Consider the following 16,792-nt stretch of genomic DNA (forward strand, 5'->3'; position numbering starts at 1 on the left):
GCCGACACCTCCGGAAACTTTGATAAAGCGGTCCTGTCGATAGGAGTAGTCGCGGATCATGGCATCGAACACGAGCTGGCAACCCGACAGCTTGCCTCCCTTCATATATAGTATACTCGACACGTCCAGAGTGCCCGCGATCCTATCCAGCATGGTATGGAGTTGAGACGATTGCGCTTGTGCGGGAAGTCCCGCCAGCGTTGTGATCGGGATCGGCAATGAAGGAAAGGGAAAAGCCCCTCATCGTCAAGGCCGCTCAGGCGTCTTGAGGTCCAGCATCGCGGTATCACGAACAAGCCGCGCCAACTCCCGCTCATCGTGGATGCCGAATTCGAACCAGTCGACCAGCATCTTCGCTGTGACMTGACCTTCGTCGCTGCCCTTGTCACAAGAACGCTCCGCGCACCAATCGGACGGGATGCGATCCAGTACCAGCATCGTTTCTGCAGTCAACGGCTCTCTCGGCCAATCGGTCGTCGCCATGTCATTCCCCCAGCTTTCTGTCACCGTATCGACTATAGCGCAGTGGCAACACTCGCTGTCAAATGGGGAGGATTTCGGGGGCCGGTTGCGATGGCTCGAACTGCGGCGGGAGCGAATGACCACCGTTTCGCCGCCGGCACAAAACCGATCTCGTCCAGCGTCGATCCAAACGGGAACGGTTCTTGCACGGTTTCCATTGGGTAAAGGTGATGGAGCGCTAGTGTCATGAACCGGTACAGCTCGCAAGAGTTTTCGACGCTGATGTTGGTGCTGGAGGATCGCGAGGCGTACAAGATCAGGACGCTCGACGACATGGCCACAGTGCTGCTGAACCTATGGCCTGACGAGGACGGTGAAGACTACGTCATCGCGATCAAGGCGTGTCTAGACGCTAAGCTCGGTGAGGTTGCTCCTGAACTCGCGAGGCGGGCGCTCATCAAAGCCGCGGAAGAGGTCGGCGTGGGAGTAATCACGATCGTGCATTGATGGGCGAAGGAGCAGTTCGACGTCAACTTGTTCGGGGTCATGGACGTTGTTCGCGAAACCCTTCCACATTTTCGCGAAAACCGTTCAGGCCTCTACATCAACGTAAGCTCCGGCGCTGGCGTCGTCGGCCTTCCTATGATTACTTATAAAACGCTTCAAAGTTTGCCTTGGAGGGATTCTCAAAATCGCTATTTCTACGAACTCGCGGCTCTCCGCATCGGGTCAAGATCGTTGAGCCGGGTGGGGTGCTAGTTCGGCCAGCGCAGCTGCAAAGAGTTCTCTTCAACGCTGGCGCCTTCGCTCGATGCGGTAGCGTCTGGCCGGTGGAAGATCGGCGCTTTGGTGAGCTTCGCCGGACACTTGCCACTCGCGCCATCTGGGTCGTTCCGAACACGGAACCTCAGCGCTCTTACTGGCTCAGCGGACCGAACAATTCCACCCACCGCCTCGACATCGGCCGCGCGCCAGCTGGAAGCGGCCGGGTTTGACCTTGAAGGTGGTGAAGGGCGTCGGACACATGATTTTGGTGGAAGAGGCGGAAACGGCGTTGCGGTTCCTTGGCCAGCTCGCGATCGCGCTCCTCGGTGTCTGCCGCCTGAAAGGTCGTCAGATACCTTTCGTTCGCCTTTCATCACGGCGAGAATTGTCCGCCTTGCCTATCCTACCTCAGGATGCCTCCAGCTAACCGGCGAACGTCTCCTCTTCGCACCCCTCCGATTTCTGATTAGCTGTTCGTCGTCAGGCAGGACTTTGAGGTGTGCATCGCAAGCGGCAGCGACGAAGGCCCTCCGGGCCTGCGCCGGCTCAAGCTCGCCTTGTAGCGATCGCAAGCCGGCGGCGAATGCGTGCCGCCATGACATGTCGTTGACTCGACGCGGCCATTTCTCAGAAGTCAGAATGCCCAAAAGTCCTGAAATCGTGGATGCGGTCGCAAAATGCTGGTTGCCGGGCAGGGCAACGGCGATCTCCTTGATCGACGTCACAAGGATGCCGTCCATCGCTCACCTTGCCTTTCCTGACTTCAATTCTGCCGCAACTGATTTGCGAAGTGCATCCATGATGTTGATGACGTTGGACTTTGCCGAAGCATCCGGCTTGCCCCTTGCCGTCTTGTTGGAAGGCTTCATCGCTTTCTTCTTCTCGGCAATAAGCTTGAGAAGGCTATCCTGTATGGGGTCGCTGGCCATGTCGGGTGACCAATGCGCGGATTTCTTCTTGATGAGTTGCTGAACGAGTGGGATCAAATCGGGATCGGCCTCGTTGTCGATGTCCTCGAAGTAGGATTCTTCCGGGCGAACTTCATCGCCGAACCGCAACGACCAAAGGACGATGCCTTCTTCCCGGGGCTCGAGGATCACGGCCCGCTCACGCCGCCCGATAACGAGCTTCGATATTCCGACGACCTTGTCGGCTTTCATTGCGTCGCGGATGACGGCAAAAGCCTCGTTGCCCACCGAATTGTCCGGCATAAGGTAATGCGGCTTCTCCAGATAGACGGAAGCTATGCTGTCCGCGGGAACGAACTTTTCTATGTCGATCGTCTTGACGGTCTCGAGTGCCACCGCGTCAAGGTCTTCGTCGGTGAGTATGACGTAATCATTTTCACCCCGAGCGTATCCTTTGGCATCGTTCCCGTCCTTGACCGGCTTGCCAGTGACGGAGTCGATATATTGCGAGACTACCCTGTTTCCGGTGAGCCTGTTTAGCGTGTGGAATCGCACCTTTTCCGACTCCGAGGTCGCCGGGGTCATGTTCACCGGGCAGGTGACCAGCGAGAGCTTCAAATACCCTTTCCAGTAGGGGCGAAGTGCCATTTTCTAGCTCCTAACTTGCTTTGCGCTGCGGAACAGCCTTGGAGGAGGCGGCCTTTTCGGCTGCTCCGCGCGCGGCGCGCTGCCTGCCAGTGCCAGCATTGGCATTGGCCGCAGTGCGTTTCGGTTTGTGAGAGGCGGTCTTCATTAGCCCCGCACTCTTGCGTAGGGCGGCAAGCAGGTCGCTCGGCTTGGAAACCTCGACGCTCTTGCGCTTCGGCAGCRCCTTACCTTCGATCTTTGCCTTCACCAGCTCGGCAAGCGCCGCCTCGTAGCGGTCTTCGAATGACGCCGGATCGAACTCGCCCCGCTTTGTGCCAATAATGTGCTTGGCGAGCGCTAGCATCTCGCCCTCGATGTTCAGCTTCGGCATTTCCTCGAATGCCTTCCTGGAAGATCGGACCTCGTAGTGGTAGTTCAGCGTGGTTGCCACTAGACCGTTGCCTTGCGGCCGGATGAGGACGGTTCGCATCCGCCGAAACAGCACGGCCCTCGCGATAGCGGCGACCTTCGACTTCGTCATCCCGTCTCTGAGGGCCGCGAAGGCCTCAGCGCCCATCTTGTCCGGCGTCAGATAGTAGGGCTTGTCGAAATAGATATCATCGACTTCCGAACTCGGGATGAAGGCTTGAACATCCAGCGTCTTGTTGCTCTCGGGGATCGTTGCGGCAACTTCCTCCGGGTCTATGACGATGTACTGGCCGTTTTCAATCTCAAACCCCTTAGTCTGGTCTTCCCGCTCGACACGTTCTTCGGTCTCGCTGTCGATGAAGACGCGGTTGACCCGGTTGCCCGTAACCTTGTTGATGGAATTGAAGGTGATGCGCTCTGACGTGCTGGCCGCGGTATAAAGGGCGACGCCACAGCTTACTTCGCCGAACTTGAGAAAGCCCTTCCACTGCGCTCTATGTCCCGATGCCATACGCCATACTCCGAATCACTAATACGCGACTCAAAGACGTGCGAGCGTGATTCGTTCCGACTCAAAACGAATCATTTTTCAATGGCTTATGGAATCTTCTTAGGAAATTGATTCACGCCGAAATGCTGGGGCGTCGGTCTCGTGTAACGACGGCAAGAGCAGCTGCTGGCCCGTACGCAAGGTACGGCCGCTCCACCGGTAAGCGAGGGAGCCGGTACCGCTGCAGGCGCCCAGGAGCCGAGACCAACCTATTGGTTTTGACGCAGGTCCGTCTTCGTCCTCCTGTCCACTCCTATGCTCAATTCCGAGCATCACTTTTAGCGCCTCCTCCACCGGCGCTATTTTCCTGGATTTATTGACGCGCGGCAGCATGAGATCCACGCGTCAGTTGAAATCGGCGCTTCTTCGCTCGTGTCGCCGACAAACGAACAATGCAGCGCCCCCATCCTCGATCCGGTATCGAACTTAGCAGCTGCGCGCTGCCGATCGAAAGTCGTGCGCCAACGCTGGTATGCAAAGGATCGGAAGCAAAACACCCGGCATAATTTTCTTTCCCCGATCAAGTGACGCGCCTAGAATGTGGTCTTAGGAGAATTTCGGTGTACAATATTTCGCATTTCCCACCAGGCACGACCGACGGAAAATGGCCCTTAGAGCGTCGTGCTGTTCTCGACTGGCTCGTAAACGAGACCTATTCCCAGCGATTTCTTGACAATCTTCTCGTCGATTTGTGCGAGCGTCTGGTTGCTGGCGGTGTTCCGGTCGCTAGGTCTTCGCTTCACCTCAGGATCCAGCACCCGCAGTGGCAAGGTGCGAGGATCCTGTGGCTGCCGGGTGTACAAAACGCCCATATCGACACGTTCGACTACGACGTTGATACTACCGAGATGTTCCTTCGTAGACCGGCCACGGAAATTTACAATGGAGCATCTGAAGTTCGGCAACGCCTCGACCGGCATGACGATGGCATGGGCCAGTTTCAACTCTTCGATGAGCTTCGTCGAGAAGGGTTCACCGACTATGTCGCTTGGCCGATCGATCACACATTGGGCAAACGCCATGTCATAACTTTCGCGACCAGGCAAGTTGGCGGGTTCTCTGAACACGAGGTGAACTACCTGCGGGATCTGTTACCCGCGCTCGCCTTGGTCAGCGAAATCCGGATGAAAAACGCTATGGCTCGCACCTTGTTGGAGACTTACGTGGGCCCACATGCGAGCGCCGAAATTCTTGCGGGTGCCACGACGCGCGGCAGCGGCAAGACCGTGAGCGCCGCGATCATGATTTGCGACCTCCGCGATTTCACGGCGCTATCCGATCTTTGGCCGCGCGATGAAGTTATCGAAATTCTCAATGGCTATTTCGATGCCTTATGCGAACCCATAGAAGCCAGAGGCGGCGAAATCTTGAAATTCATGGGCGACGGACTCCTTGCTATCTTTCCACTGGATAATCCGAACGCCTGCGCAGACCTCCTGCAATCCATCGAAGACGGTCGCAGGCGCATGGACGACTTAAACCTCAAGCTAGCAGGTAGGGGGAAAACGCCACTAAGGTATGGAATCGGCGTTCACGTTGGCGATGTCATGTATGGGAACATCGGTTCTCGAAAGCGGCTGGATTTCACAGCGATTGGTCCTGCAGTCAATGTCGCCTCCCGGTTAGAGGAGCTTACGAAATTGCTCGAGCGGCCCGTCCTTCTATCTTCCGATTTCGTGCATTCAGCTAGCCTGAACGAAACATTTGTGGAGCTCGGGTCGCATTCCCTTAGGGGCCTCGCGTCGCCGGTAAGGGTGTATGGAATTGCCGATCCATCAACCGCCTGACATTTTGCTCAGGACAGGCGCTCGCACCTCCTGATTAGCGCTTAGCTGCCGACTATGTCCCAAGGTTCCTAAAAGCCGGCATTATATAGGTTGCTTCCGCGCGAACCGAATTGAACAAATGCGCCAGTTGCTCGTCAGTGTTCTCCGCGAGTATTCCGGTACGGACAAGCGCGGAATCAAAGCCGGACGTTTTCGCGCCGAGGATGTCGTGCTCGATGCTGTCACCAATGCAGACAACGCGGCGTCGATCGTTAATGCCGGCGATGCGTACAGCATGCTCGTAGATCTCGGGATGTGGCTTGCCAAGCCACGTCACCGTTCCGCCCAATGCCTCGTAAAGCCGGGCTATGCTCCCTGCTCCTGCGAGGGTAGCTCCATTGTGGAGCTTGTGGATGTCGGGATTGGTACAAACGCAGGGAATGTGTTTCTCAGCAGCGGGACGCAGCATTTCGCGGTAATCATCCATCGCGATGCGCTCAGACTCGCTGCCCGAAATTATGATGAGCTGAGCATCCAATGCGTGTTCGGTGGAGACGAGGCCAAGACGGTCGGCAAGATTTCGATCTCCACCGCTTGAAATCGTGAGGCAGGTCGAACCGCGAACAATCGTCGATCCGGGGGAGGAAAGCACCTCGTAAGCGACATCGCCCGAGGTTACAAAAAAGTCGAAGCTGTCCGCCGCAAAACCTAGCTTGACCAGGCGTTCGGAGTTGTATTCGCCGTTTCTTCCCGAATTAGAAAGGATGACTATCATCTTGCCTGCGGTAGCCAATCGAGACAACGCCTCGATAGCTCCTTCGTAGGGACCGGTGTCGTCTCTTAGTACTCCGAACTGGTCGACAAAAAAGACATCGTATCGGTCCGATAGCTGTTCCAGGGTGATCGGTAGCGGTTCACGCATTTTCGTCGTCCAGGTGGGATAGAACCATCGCGGCGGTACCTGTCGCGGCTTCGACTGACTTGGCTGGCAATATATCGATGCCCAGCGCTTTTTCCCTCATTCTTGTCCAAGCCGGATTTTTCGCCCCGCCGCCAACGGTTCTGAGGCTTGCCAAAATAGGAGAACCGAGTTCGCGCAGCCGTTCGTAACCGAGCCGTTCGATCTCCGTCATCCCCTCCAGGAGAGCCTGAAAGAACATGCCTTCGTCAGCGGGTCGAGGAGTGAGGCGCGGCAAGTAGTGCGGGTCGTTGAAAGGAAATCGCTCACCGGGGCGCAGAAGCGGATAGAAATCCAGACCCAACCATCGTTCAGGATCGATCGTGCGTGTCAGCTCGTCCAGGCGCTCGTCTCCAATCATAGCGCGCAAGACATTGCCACCGCTATTCGACGCGCCGCCAACCAGCCAGAAGTCACCAACACGATGGGAATAGATGCCGTATTGCGGGGCGTTGATCGGTTTGTCAGACGCAAGTTTGAGTACAATCGTAGAGCCAAGGGCAGTCACGGCGTCGCCAATACTTGACGCGCCTGTCGCTAGATATGACGCGCACCCGTCCGTCGTTCCCGCGTGAAACTTGGCCGATTCCCGTACTCCAAGCTGGCGCAGATAGCCTTCGACCGATGCGATTGGCCTGCCTGCACGATGAACGGCGGGGAGTTTACAAATATCCATATCGGCGGCCTCAAGCCAAGCCGGCCAAGATTCTCGGTCCAGGTCGTATCCCGTCTTGAGCGCGTTGTTTTCGTCGCTGATCCGACCGGGGCACCCGAGCTTCATCAAAATCCAGTCGGCTTGGTGCACCACGGTTGCGACAGCCGGAGCTTTCGAAAGGTGGACGGCGCGTGCAAGACCGGAATTCGCACCGGTCGCGGTTGCGCCTGGTGGTGCGTTTGCAGCGATCCGCTCAACCACCGCAATGTCGGGGCAGGGCTCATTGTACATGAGCACCGATCCGTTGGGCTCGTTCGAAGCGTCGAGTGCCAGCACGGTCCCGGAGGTGCCATCGACGGCCACACCTTTTAGAGAGGTGAAATCCACCTTCTGGGCTAAGGCTTGTAACGCCTCCTGCACCCGGATCCACCATGCCTGTGGTTGGCGAAGTTCGTCTGGCGATCTGAAGGGTGATGAAGCGAAGGCTACTTGATTGCCGTCTCCGTCGATGGCAGAGGCGCGAGCGCCCGAAGTGCCGATGTCGATGCCGAGTGCAACGGCCTGGCTCGAGTTTTTGGTCACGCAGGCTGCCTCACGGAGCCGCGGTCGAGTGCTTGGCGATACTGCTCGGCCTCCCAATGAGTGAGCTCATGCTCGTCACTCTTGGAAAGATAGGCCACGGCTTTGCCCTCCGGAATTCGGCTGACGACTTCGGCGAGGCACCGGGCCATGACTTCACCACCGGCGGTAAGGGCGCTGGAGAGCAGGACGCCCTTACCGGGAACCAGGATCATTTTGGGAATATTGCGTCCTTCTCGTGTCAACGCGGCCTCATAGTCCGTCGCGCTTTTCCCGTCTTCAAGCACACCAATTTCGGTGCCGAGAAATATCACGTGATCAGGATAGAGGGAGCCGCCAAGCGCGGCCGATCGGTTGGTCTCCGACAGAGCGATCGAGTGACTTCTAATGTCTTGAGCAGGGTGAAAGTTCGATCCTTGCGCCATCGTCGTCAGCGCTTCGATATCCAACCCACCAGATTGACGTGGCTCAGACGTCAGAGCATCCGTCACCCTTTTTATTCTCGCCGCCACGTCTTCGACCGAGTCGCCGCAGACGATTATGCCATGATTGAAAAGGATGAGAACATCGGGCTTCGACGCTGCGGCTTTCTCGATTTCGCGTGCGAGCGGCGTCCCCGGACGCCGGTAGGGTATCATGCCCCATTTGAGGTCCGTGAGAAGGCTCATTCGTGCACTCAGTTCTTCTTCGCGATCCTCTAGAACAGAAAGTGCTATCGCGTTCACGCAGTGATAGTGCGCGACCACCGGACTGCCGAGTGCAGCGTGGAAACTCGTTTCAATCGATGGTCGTAAACCGGTGGAGTTCAGCTCGGAAACGATGAAATCGGTGGATTTCTCCGCGCGCGGATCGCTATCGCGCAAGGCTCTCACCAGCGGATCGACGACGACGGGAACCATTATGTCTTGATCTTCGGCTTTGGAGAGCCACGTGCCGGAGGCCTTCACCCACATAACGCCGTCCTGCTTGATGGACGTGTTCCCGCCCGCGCCTTGGGTTTTGAGGATGTCATTTCCAATCTCGCGCGACAAGCGAAGGAAGGATTTGAAAGGCGCTGTACCCCTCAAGTCGGTTTTTGACACGTCTCTTTCCTCCCAAGTTGAAACATGCTCGCTCCGGCATCTGCTTTTTTGAGCAAACTTTTTCGTGATCCTATTTATATGATTGAACGTCGTCAACCGTGAAGAAATGTAAGCTTCGGTATTGCGATGTAAGCGACGCTGTGATTATTGTTCCTCATTGACGCTGAGGGAGAAGCGTCACGGAGGATTGAATTGAACGATTCCGATCGACATCGTCTTATCACGGAGCTACTTCGCGAGAGGCCGTTTGCGTCTGTCCGAGATTTGCAGGAGCGCCTTGGCGTTTCTCCGGCGACGATCCGCCGTGACATCGACAAGCTGGATGAGACCGGCGTCGCTCGAAAAGTTTATGGTGGGATATCGGCGAATGAATCGTCAGCTTCGGCACGGTTGTCGGCGCGGCCCTACGATGAGAACCGGGACATCGCAGTCGATGCCAAGCGGGCGATTGCGGAGAAGGCTGCGAGCCTCGTTCGTGACGGCGACTCGATCATCGTCCATGCGGGATCGACTTGCTATCAACTCGGCTTGCAGTTGGCGCGCCGAAATGTCCGGCTCTATACCAATTCAATGCCGCTCGCGGCCTACCTTGGCGAGCACGGCACCTGCAATCTGACACTGGCGGGCGGAGTTCTGTACCGCGAACCTGGCATTGTCCATGACGCGTCGGCTGGAGCGCCTGACTTCTTTGCCTCCCGGTTCTTTCTCGGTACGCAAGGCATTGGCAGCGAAGGTCTTCTGGAATCGCATCCCCTCCTGACCAAGGCCATCGGCGAGCTCAGCAGCTGCGCCGACGAGATCGTGCTTCTGGCCGACAGTAGGAAGCTTTCGATCCAGCCACGCAACATCGTCCTCCCCCTTTCAAGGATTGGTACGATCGTTATCGATGATGGACTTTCCGACGCCGGAGCGAAGATGCTTGAAGATGCCGGCGTCACGATCATGATCGCCACTCTCGGAGGACAGTGATGACGGCTTCGAGATCAGTTGCGGTATTCGATCTTGGCAAAACGAACTCCAAGCTCTTTATTTTCGGGGAGGATGGGTCAGTGCTGTCGGAAGATCGCACAAAACCCCTTTGGATCGAGCATGCAGGCCTTCGCGTGCTCGATGACGATGCTCTTTTCAGCTGGATGAAGATAACGCTATCGAAGGCGATTGAAGACCATGGCGTCGGGCACGTCATGTTCTCGGGCCACGGGTGCACATTTGCACTCGTGGAACAGGGTCGTCTCGTTCACCCGATCCTCGACTATGAGCAAGAACCTCCACAGCCGCTTGCAGGTCGCATTGACATGCTAGTCCCACCATTTAACGAAACCTACTCTCCTCGGTTGCCCCTTGGGTTCAATTACGGACGACACATGCTTTGGTTGGAGGCTAGGAACCCGGACGACTTCCGGCGCGTTGAAGCCATCCTGCCTTATCCGCAATTCTGGTCCTGGAAGTTTTCCAGCAAAATGGTCTCCGAAGTTTCCTACGTCGGATGCCATTCCCACCTGTGGGCACCGCTGAAGGACGACTTCAGCAGTCTGGTCGATAGTCGAGGCTGGCGAGAAAAAATGCCGAGTTTCGAGCGGGCAGGGACGGCGCTCGGCGAATGGGACGCTCTTGAAAGAGGCGACTCTGCCGGCTCAATAGTGGTCCACAATGGCGTCCACGACAGCAACTCCGCTCTTTATTACTACCGCTCTATCGGCTTTGATGATTTCACGCTGGTATCGACCGGCACTTGGGTGGTCATATTCAATTCCGCTTGTCCTCTAGAAGCGCTTGATGAACATCGAGACATGCTCGCCAACGTCACTGTAGACGGCAAGCCTACCCCAACGATCAGGTTCATGGGCGGCAGGGAGTATGATCTTGCCAGCGGAGGTTGGAACAGGAGCGTGAGTATCGATGCGCTCTCCCGGGTTATCGCCAAGGGAGTATTTGCACTGCCATCGTTTGCACCTGGCGGCCCGATGCAAGGTTGCGAGGGACGATTTGTCGGCCCTGAGATCGACGGTGAAGAACGTGCAGCCGCCGCGCTACTCTACGTCGCACTAATGACCAATTTCTCACTCGATCTGATCCGGTCGACTAACCCGATCGTTATCGACGGCGGCCTTGTAAAAACAGGTCTGTATGCCGGGCTTCTCGCGCAACTGCGGCCTTCCCAAGCCATTTTCACCAGCGCGACTGCCGAAGGCAGCGCGTTCGGTGCGGCTGCACTGGTCTTCGAAACGATGAGTAAAAAGCCGTTCGCAAACAAGACGAAGATGGCTGAACCGCTGCAACTTTTCGGGCTTGAGGCTTATGCCGACACGTGGCGCGCTTTGGTGGAAATCGAAGGACCCGATATGGCGACGCCCAAGAAGGAGCTTCACGCATGAGCGCAACCGACACCAAAACTCTTGGGCCTGTGCTGGAGATGAGGAACATCAGCAAGACCTTCGCAAGCACGAAGGCGCTGACGAATGTTTCGCTCACCGTATATCCAGGTGAGGTTCACGCTCTCATGGGGGAAAACGGCGCCGGCAAGTCGACGTTGATGAAAGTGCTTTCCGGCGCGTATACGGCCGACCCCGGCGGCGCGGTTCTGGTGGACGGTAAGCCCATCGTTGCTGGAGATCCGATCAAGGCCAAGGCCAACGGTATCTCTGTCATTTACCAGGAGCTTTCGCTCGCACCCAATCTTACGGTTGCCCAAAATATGTTTCTTGGGGCCGAGCCCTCTCGCTACGGCGTTGTCGACAAGGCCGCCGCCCGCGCAAAGGTTGCGCCGATCCTCAAGCAGTTGGGTATTTCCTTTGGTCCGTCTCAACTCGTCGCGACGCTATCTCTTGGCGAGCGGCAGATGGTGGAAATTGCCCGTGCTTTGACGACGAATGCCAAAATCATTGTCATGGACGAGCCGACGACTTCCCTAACCTCGAGGGAAACGGAGCGGCTATTCCAAGTCATCGGCGGGCTGAAGGCACGCGGCATCGCCATCATTTATATCAGCCATCGAATGGAAGAAATCTACGCACTCGCCGATCGCGTCAGCGTCCTGCGGGACAGCGCGTATGTCGGAACGCTAGAGCGCGAGAATCTCTCGGCTGAAAAGCTCGTTTCCATGATGGTGGGCCGGGACCTATCCTCGTTTTACAAGAAGGAGCACGGCGCTCCACAGCAAGCCGCCAAGACCATTCTGTCGGTTAAGGGCTTGGGCGACGGCCGCCGCGTGCATGATTGCTCATTCGACGCGAAGGCAGGCGAAGTGCTTGGCATCGCCGGCCTTGTCGGTTCGGGACGCACTGAGCTTGCACGCCTCATCTTTGGAGCCGATCGCAAGGCGACAGGCACGGTCACGCTCGAAGGTGTTGAACTCGCAATCGGCGGTCCGCGGGACGCAATGGATGCGGGTATTGTCTATCTGACGGAAGACCGGAAAGGTCTCGGCCTTTTCCTTGACATGACGATAACCGAAAACATCAATATCGGTGTCATTGGCAAGGATGCTGGCCGCGGAGGCATCTTGAATTTTGCCGCTGCGAAGGAACGTGCTGCTCGTGCAATAAAATCGCTTTCGATCCGCACACTGAGCGCAAGCGTGAACGTCGGAGCGCTTTCCGGCGGCAATCAGCAAAAGGCGCTGATCGCGCGGTTGTTGGAAACCAAACCAAAGGTCATTATTTTCGACGAGCCTACACGTGGTGTCGACGTCGGTGCCAAATCCGAAATCTACCGGATCATCGACGAACTGGCACAGACCGGGATCGCCATCGTCGTGATCTCCAGCGACTTGCCTGAAATCCTTGGCATTGCTGACCGCGTCCTCGTTATGCGCGAGGGCCGCATCGCTGGAGAGGTTTTGGCGACGCGGGACCAGCCAATCAGCCAGGAAGCTATCATGGCCTTCTCCACCGGTTCGGTATCCAAAGTTGCCTGAGACCAAAAGCAAAAAGACGGGATGAGAATATGACCGCAACACCCACTGAACAGACGAATGCGAACAAGGCAAAGTTTCGATCGACATTGACCGCGCTCGGTATGCTGCCGGTGCTCGTGATCTTGGCGATCGGCTTTCATCTGTTGAGCGGACGGTTTCTCAGCGTCAACAACCTGTCCATCGTCACGCAGCAAGCTTCGATCAATACAGTGCTTGCAGCCGGTATGACGTTCGTCATCCTCACTGGCGGCATCGACTTGTCCGTCGGATCGATCCTGGCGGCGTCGGCGATGGTCGGCGTCATCGTTTCGCTTTGGCCCGATATCGGTATGCTGGGCATTCCCGCCGCCATCGGTGTGGGACTTGCCTGCGGCGTCGTCAACGGTGTCATTATCTCGTTTCTCAAGCTTCCACCGTTCATCGTGACGCTCGGGTCGCTGACCGCCATGCGCGGCATTGCGCGCCTTCTCGGCAATGACACAACCGTGTTCAACGCCGATCTTCCGTTCGACTTCATCGGTAACGGTTCGCTGCTCGGCATTCCCTGGCTGGCGATCATCGCCCTCGCAACCATCGTCATCTCCTGGTTCATTCTCAAGCGGACAGTGCTTGGCACCTGGATTTATGCCGTGGGGGGCAATGTCGAAGCTGCTCGGCTCACCGGGATCAAAGTTCCGCTAGTTCTGCTTTTTGTGTATTCGATGTCAGGCCTGCTGTCGGGCGTAGGCGGCGTTATGTCGGCTGCACGCCTCTATGCCGCAAATGGCCTGCAGCTCGGACAAGCCTATGAGCTCGATGCCATCGCCGCGGTCATCCTCGGCGGAACCAGCTTTGTCGGCGGTGTCGGGTCGATCTGGGGGACGCTGATCGGAGCACTGATCATCGCTGTGCTCTCCAACGGCCTCATCCTCGTCGGTGTCTCGGACATTTGGCAGTACATCATCAAGGGACTTGTCATCATCGTTGCCGTGGCACTTGACCGCTACAGGCTGAAAGGACTTAGCCGCACATGACGTGCGGCTTGAGGGACCGGGGTTACCGGATCACGGGCGCAGGGAGCGCCATTATGGAGGAAAGTATGCGTTTGTTCTCTAAACTGCTCATGGGCACTGCCATCGCGGCCGCGATTACGATGCCGGCATCGGCAAAGGATCTCCAAAAGATCGGCATCTCCGTCGGTCTGCTTGGCAATCCGTTCTTCGTGGCAACGATCAAGGGTATCGAAGACCGCGCAAAGGAGATCAATCCAAATGTTCAGGTCACCTCGGTTTCCGCTGACTATGACCTCAACAAACAGGTTTCGCAGATGGACAGCTTCGTTGCGGCCGGCGTTGACATCATCATGCTGAACGCTGTTGACGCCAAGGCGATTGCCCCGGCTGTCAAGAAGGCCCAGGCAGCCGGCGTTATTGTCGCCGCCTTCGACGTGTCCGCGCCGGGCGCTGATGTCACGGTCATGACCAACAATATCAAGGCCGGTGAAGAGGCTTGTGGTTATATTGTCGATCAGCTCAAGGGCAAGGGTGACGTTGTAATCATTAATGGTCCGGCCTCCTCGTCGATCATCGATCGCGTCCAGGGCTGCAAGAACGTGCTTGCAAAAAGCCCTGATATTAAAATTCTGTCGGACGATCAGAACGCTCAGGGCTCACGCGATGGCGGTCTTGCGGTCATGCAGGGTCTCCTCACCCGGTTCGACAAGATTGACGCGGTCTTTGCGATCAACGACCCGACAGCTATCGGTGCGGAGCTTGCAGCCAAGCAGCTGAACCGCAACGAATTCTTCTTCACCGCCGTGGACGGCGCACCTGACATCGAGAAGTCGCTCGCAAGCGGTAACTCGATGATCAAAGCATCTGCATCGCAGGATCCGTATACGATGGCCGGTGACTCGCTAAAGATGGCAGTCGATGTACTGAACGGCAAAAAGCCCGCCCAAGACACCGTACTTCTCGATCCGCAGCTCATCACTGCTGACAACATCAAGGACTACAAGGGCTGGACAGCAGCCCGCTAACCCGTCCCTCAGACGATCCGCCGATGCTCGACATCGGCGGATCGTCGCGAATTCATGAACGAACAGGAATTGTTTCGATGGCTAAAATAGGCGTTCATTCTTTTGTCTGGAGTGCCGGGTCCTCTAAAGACGAGCTGGAGCAGACGCTCGTTCGCTCTCATGAATTGGGTTTCAAGCTCGTTGAGTTCTCGTATCTCGACCCGGAGCAGGTTGATGTCAAATGGCTGGCTTCTCGCATCAAAGAACTAGACCTTGACGTAGCTGTCAGCATGGGGCTTCCACTTGATGGCGACATATCCAGCGAAGAGCCGTCTGTCGTCGCAAACGGCGAAGCAATCCTTGACCGCGCCGTCGCACTCGTAAGTGAACTTGGTGGATCCAAGCTCGCCGGGATTCTGAGCTCAGCTCATGGAAAACAGGAACAGGCGCTAACACAGCGGGGCTGGGACACAAGCGTGACGACGTTATCTCGTGTAGCCGAGCGTGCCAGCCGGTCGGGGGTGACGTTGAACCTGGAAATCGTCAATCGCTTCGAAAGCAATATGCTAAACACCGCAGCGCAAGGATTGGCGTACATCGCTGACACCGGCGCGTCGAATGTTCTGCTGCATCTCGACACATTCCATATGAACATTGAGGAAGCCGACGTTGGGCTCGCGATTCGTAATGCAGCCGACAAGATCGGCTACATGCACATTGGCGAAAGCCATCGTGGGTATCTTGGGACAGGCAACATCGATTTTCCGGCAATTTTCGATGCGCTCGTGGCAATCGGTTGGGACGACTACGTAACGTTCGAGTCCTTTTCAACCAGCATCGTGGATAGAGATCTCTCGTTGAAGACTGCAATCTGGAGAAATCTTTGGGACGACAATGTAGCACTTTCGAAGCATGCACGATCCTTCATCCAACTCGGGCTTGAGACAGCAAAATTGAAAGCGCAGTTGGTTAAAGCGAAACATTTGTCCTGGAAATAGCGGCGAATTGGGCTGCGACCAAGCAACGGGCGACGTATATGTCGTCGTCGCGGGTGAGGTGGGTGGTGCCAACCGAACCGCCGCGGCACTGCGAGGGCGATGAACCCCAGGACCGCACCGGACGAAACTGCGGTCGTGACCGTTTGGGCAGCTTCGGTAGCCTGCTGCTTTGCTTGGGAAACAGCACCTCTATATGCTGCTCGTGGTTCTGCGCCTTGGCGATCGCGTCGGCGGCTGGATTGCTAGCTTCCGTGGCCTTGGTCTGGTCGCCCGTAAACGCTGCGCGGACCGATGCCACAGCAGCGTCGCGGATGTCGCGTTCCATGCCAGCCATCGGATCGGTCGCCGTGGCAAGGGCAGGGACGGCGGTCGTCGCCGCAGCAAATCCCTTGTCCGAATGTGCCATAGATGACAGCGTCCCGTGCGCTTGAAGTGTCGCCTCCAAGAAGCGGCACAAATGATCGCAAGTGTGACCTGGCTGGTCCTGTAACGCCGCCCATCTCCAGGACCGAAGCGAAGATATCGACTGTCGACGTTAAAGCTTCTATCCTGCCCTCATGGCATTTCAAATGGGGATGCCAGACCATCAACGGGATGTTGGCGTGGCTATCGAAGTGCGGAAACTGCTTGCCATAACCGCCACGCTCGCCGAGGTCGTGCCCATTGGTCGGTGGTGACAATAAAAGCCGTGTCGTCCCACATGCTTTCTTCATCCAGTCTCTGAAGTAATATCCCGAACCATTTGTCAGTCATCGTCAACTTCTGGCGAGTCATACAGGACGGCGATGCCATCAATGCCTGGCGCGGCCACATTGGTTAGCAGCCGAACTTGTAGGAAACCGTGCCTGGCCCTAATTCAATTCAGGAACGCGGCGACCGCGCTCGAAGATTGGGTTCGAGTGCGATGAGAACAGCTATGATCGGCAGGTGCTTCGGATGGCGGATGGCCCAGATGGAGTGCCCCCCATTTCGCCGGACAGCTCAGCTATTGAGACAATGCTTTGATGAACTCCCTTGGGGAGGCCATTTTGAGCGCTGAGTGTGGATGGATTTCATTATAGTCTTCAATCCATCCGTCGATCTTCCGGAGAGCTGTGTCGG

18 protein-coding genes and 1 pseudogene are annotated in these 16,792 nt (G+C 56.8%); 9 read left to right on the plus strand and 10 right to left on the minus strand.

The window, feature by feature from the left end:
- Positions 1 to 246: 246 nt before the first annotated feature.
- A complete protein-coding gene (locus AC1DIJ_RS16175) occupies positions 247 to 483 on the minus strand; it encodes a hypothetical protein (protein ID WP_477831465.1) in 237 nt (78 codons plus the stop codon).
- 225 nt (positions 484 to 708) lie between these two features.
- Between AC1DIJ_RS16175 and AC1DIJ_RS16180 the strand changes: the two genes are divergently transcribed.
- Positions 709 to 969 (plus strand): DUF982 domain-containing protein, encoded by a 261-nt coding sequence (locus AC1DIJ_RS16180; RefSeq protein ID WP_112389171.1) that lies wholly within the window; start codon positions 709 to 711, stop codon positions 967 to 969.
- 39 nt (positions 970 to 1,008) lie between these two features.
- The gene (locus tag AC1DIJ_RS16185) at positions 1,009 to 1,221 is read left to right on the plus strand and encodes a hypothetical protein (RefSeq protein WP_477831472.1); all 213 of its coding nucleotides are present in this window, start codon (positions 1,009 to 1,011) and stop codon (positions 1,219 to 1,221) included.
- A 404-nt stretch (positions 1,222 to 1,625) separates the two neighbouring features.
- Here AC1DIJ_RS16185 and AC1DIJ_RS16190 read toward each other — a convergent pair whose 3' ends face one another.
- Genes AC1DIJ_RS16190 through ku (AC1DIJ_RS16200) form a run of 3 tightly spaced genes read right to left on the minus strand, consistent with a single transcriptional unit; the run spans position 1,626 to position 3,702 of the window.
- Complete coding sequence (locus AC1DIJ_RS16190; protein ID WP_112389170.1) at positions 1,626 to 1,967, minus strand: DUF982 domain-containing protein; 342 nt, start codon at positions 1,965 to 1,967, stop codon at positions 1,626 to 1,628.
- Between the two features lie 3 nt (positions 1,968 to 1,970).
- Positions 1,971 to 2,783, minus strand: coding sequence for a non-homologous end joining protein Ku (ku, locus tag AC1DIJ_RS16195; RefSeq protein WP_112389169.1), 813 nt, complete (start codon positions 2,781 to 2,783; stop codon positions 1,971 to 1,973).
- A 10-nt stretch (positions 2,784 to 2,793) separates the two neighbouring features.
- Positions 2,794 to 3,702, minus strand: a complete 909-nt coding sequence (gene ku / locus AC1DIJ_RS16200) for a non-homologous end joining protein Ku (RefSeq protein ID WP_477831466.1) — start codon at positions 3,700 to 3,702, stop codon at positions 2,794 to 2,796.
- A 599-nt stretch (positions 3,703 to 4,301) separates the two neighbouring features.
- Here ku (AC1DIJ_RS16200) and AC1DIJ_RS16205 point away from each other — a divergent pair.
- The gene (locus AC1DIJ_RS16205) at positions 4,302 to 5,528 is read left to right on the plus strand and encodes an adenylate/guanylate cyclase domain-containing protein (protein WP_112389167.1); all 1,227 of its coding nucleotides are present in this window, start codon (positions 4,302 to 4,304) and stop codon (positions 5,526 to 5,528) included.
- A 52-nt stretch (positions 5,529 to 5,580) separates the two neighbouring features.
- Here the strand turns inward: AC1DIJ_RS16205 and AC1DIJ_RS16210 are convergent, their stop codons facing one another.
- From AC1DIJ_RS16210 to AC1DIJ_RS16220, 3 genes are read right to left on the minus strand one after another with little or no spacing between them, the layout of a single operon-like run.
- Positions 5,581 to 6,429 (minus strand): TIGR01459 family HAD-type hydrolase, encoded by an 849-nt coding sequence (locus tag AC1DIJ_RS16210; protein ID WP_112389166.1) that lies wholly within the window; start codon positions 6,427 to 6,429, stop codon positions 5,581 to 5,583.
- The gene (locus tag AC1DIJ_RS16215; protein ID WP_112389165.1) at positions 6,422 to 7,702 is read right to left on the minus strand and encodes a xylulokinase; all 1,281 of its coding nucleotides are present in this window, start codon (positions 7,700 to 7,702) and stop codon (positions 6,422 to 6,424) included. The genes AC1DIJ_RS16210 and AC1DIJ_RS16215 overlap by 8 nt, the downstream gene beginning before the upstream one ends.
- The gene (locus AC1DIJ_RS16220; RefSeq protein WP_112389164.1) at positions 7,699 to 8,781 is read right to left on the minus strand and encodes a class II aldolase; all 1,083 of its coding nucleotides are present in this window, start codon (positions 8,779 to 8,781) and stop codon (positions 7,699 to 7,701) included. Before AC1DIJ_RS16220 ends, AC1DIJ_RS16215 begins: the two co-directional genes overlap by 4 nt.
- Before the next feature lie 192 nt (positions 8,782 to 8,973).
- On the opposite strand from AC1DIJ_RS16220, the gene AC1DIJ_RS16225 reads away from it, so the two are divergent.
- From AC1DIJ_RS16225 to AC1DIJ_RS16250, 6 genes are all read left to right on the plus strand, one after another.
- Complete coding sequence (locus tag AC1DIJ_RS16225) at positions 8,974 to 9,750, plus strand: DeoR/GlpR family DNA-binding transcription regulator (protein ID WP_112389163.1); 777 nt, start codon at positions 8,974 to 8,976, stop codon at positions 9,748 to 9,750.
- Entirely contained in the window at positions 9,750 to 11,156 is a 1,407-nt protein-coding gene (locus AC1DIJ_RS16230) for an acetate and sugar kinases/Hsc70/actin family protein (protein ID WP_112389162.1), read from the plus strand. The genes AC1DIJ_RS16225 and AC1DIJ_RS16230 overlap by 1 nt, the downstream gene beginning before the upstream one ends.
- Positions 11,153 to 12,697, plus strand: coding sequence for a sugar ABC transporter ATP-binding protein (locus AC1DIJ_RS16235; RefSeq protein WP_112389161.1), 1,545 nt, complete (start codon positions 11,153 to 11,155; stop codon positions 12,695 to 12,697). The genes AC1DIJ_RS16230 and AC1DIJ_RS16235 overlap by 4 nt, the downstream gene beginning before the upstream one ends.
- Before the next feature lie 29 nt (positions 12,698 to 12,726).
- Positions 12,727 to 13,710 (plus strand): ABC transporter permease subunit, encoded by a 984-nt coding sequence (locus tag AC1DIJ_RS16240; RefSeq protein WP_112389160.1) that lies wholly within the window; start codon positions 12,727 to 12,729, stop codon positions 13,708 to 13,710.
- 65 nt (positions 13,711 to 13,775) lie between these two features.
- Positions 13,776 to 14,714 (plus strand): ABC transporter substrate-binding protein, encoded by a 939-nt coding sequence (locus tag AC1DIJ_RS16245; protein WP_112389159.1) that lies wholly within the window; start codon positions 13,776 to 13,778, stop codon positions 14,712 to 14,714.
- 77 nt (positions 14,715 to 14,791) lie between these two features.
- The gene (locus tag AC1DIJ_RS16250) at positions 14,792 to 15,691 is read left to right on the plus strand and encodes a sugar phosphate isomerase/epimerase family protein (protein WP_112389158.1); all 900 of its coding nucleotides are present in this window, start codon (positions 14,792 to 14,794) and stop codon (positions 15,689 to 15,691) included.
- Here the strand turns inward: AC1DIJ_RS16250 and AC1DIJ_RS16255 are convergent.
- The 3 genes and pseudogenes from AC1DIJ_RS16255 to AC1DIJ_RS16265 all read right to left on the minus strand — a co-directional run.
- Complete coding sequence (locus tag AC1DIJ_RS16255) at positions 15,663 to 16,097, minus strand: hypothetical protein (RefSeq protein ID WP_442208363.1); 435 nt, start codon at positions 16,095 to 16,097, stop codon at positions 15,663 to 15,665. The genes AC1DIJ_RS16250 and AC1DIJ_RS16255 overlap by 29 nt on opposite strands.
- Positions 16,098 to 16,152: 55 nt before the next feature.
- Positions 16,153 to 16,404, minus strand: a pseudogene (locus AC1DIJ_RS16260) (hypothetical protein); the annotation flags it as partial.
- Between the two features lie 272 nt (positions 16,405 to 16,676).
- On the minus strand, positions 16,677 to 16,792 hold a 116-nt coding region (locus AC1DIJ_RS16265; protein WP_477831473.1), incomplete at its 5' end, for an integrase core domain-containing protein.

The organism is Rhizobium sp. 10N427, assembly GCF_056394605.1.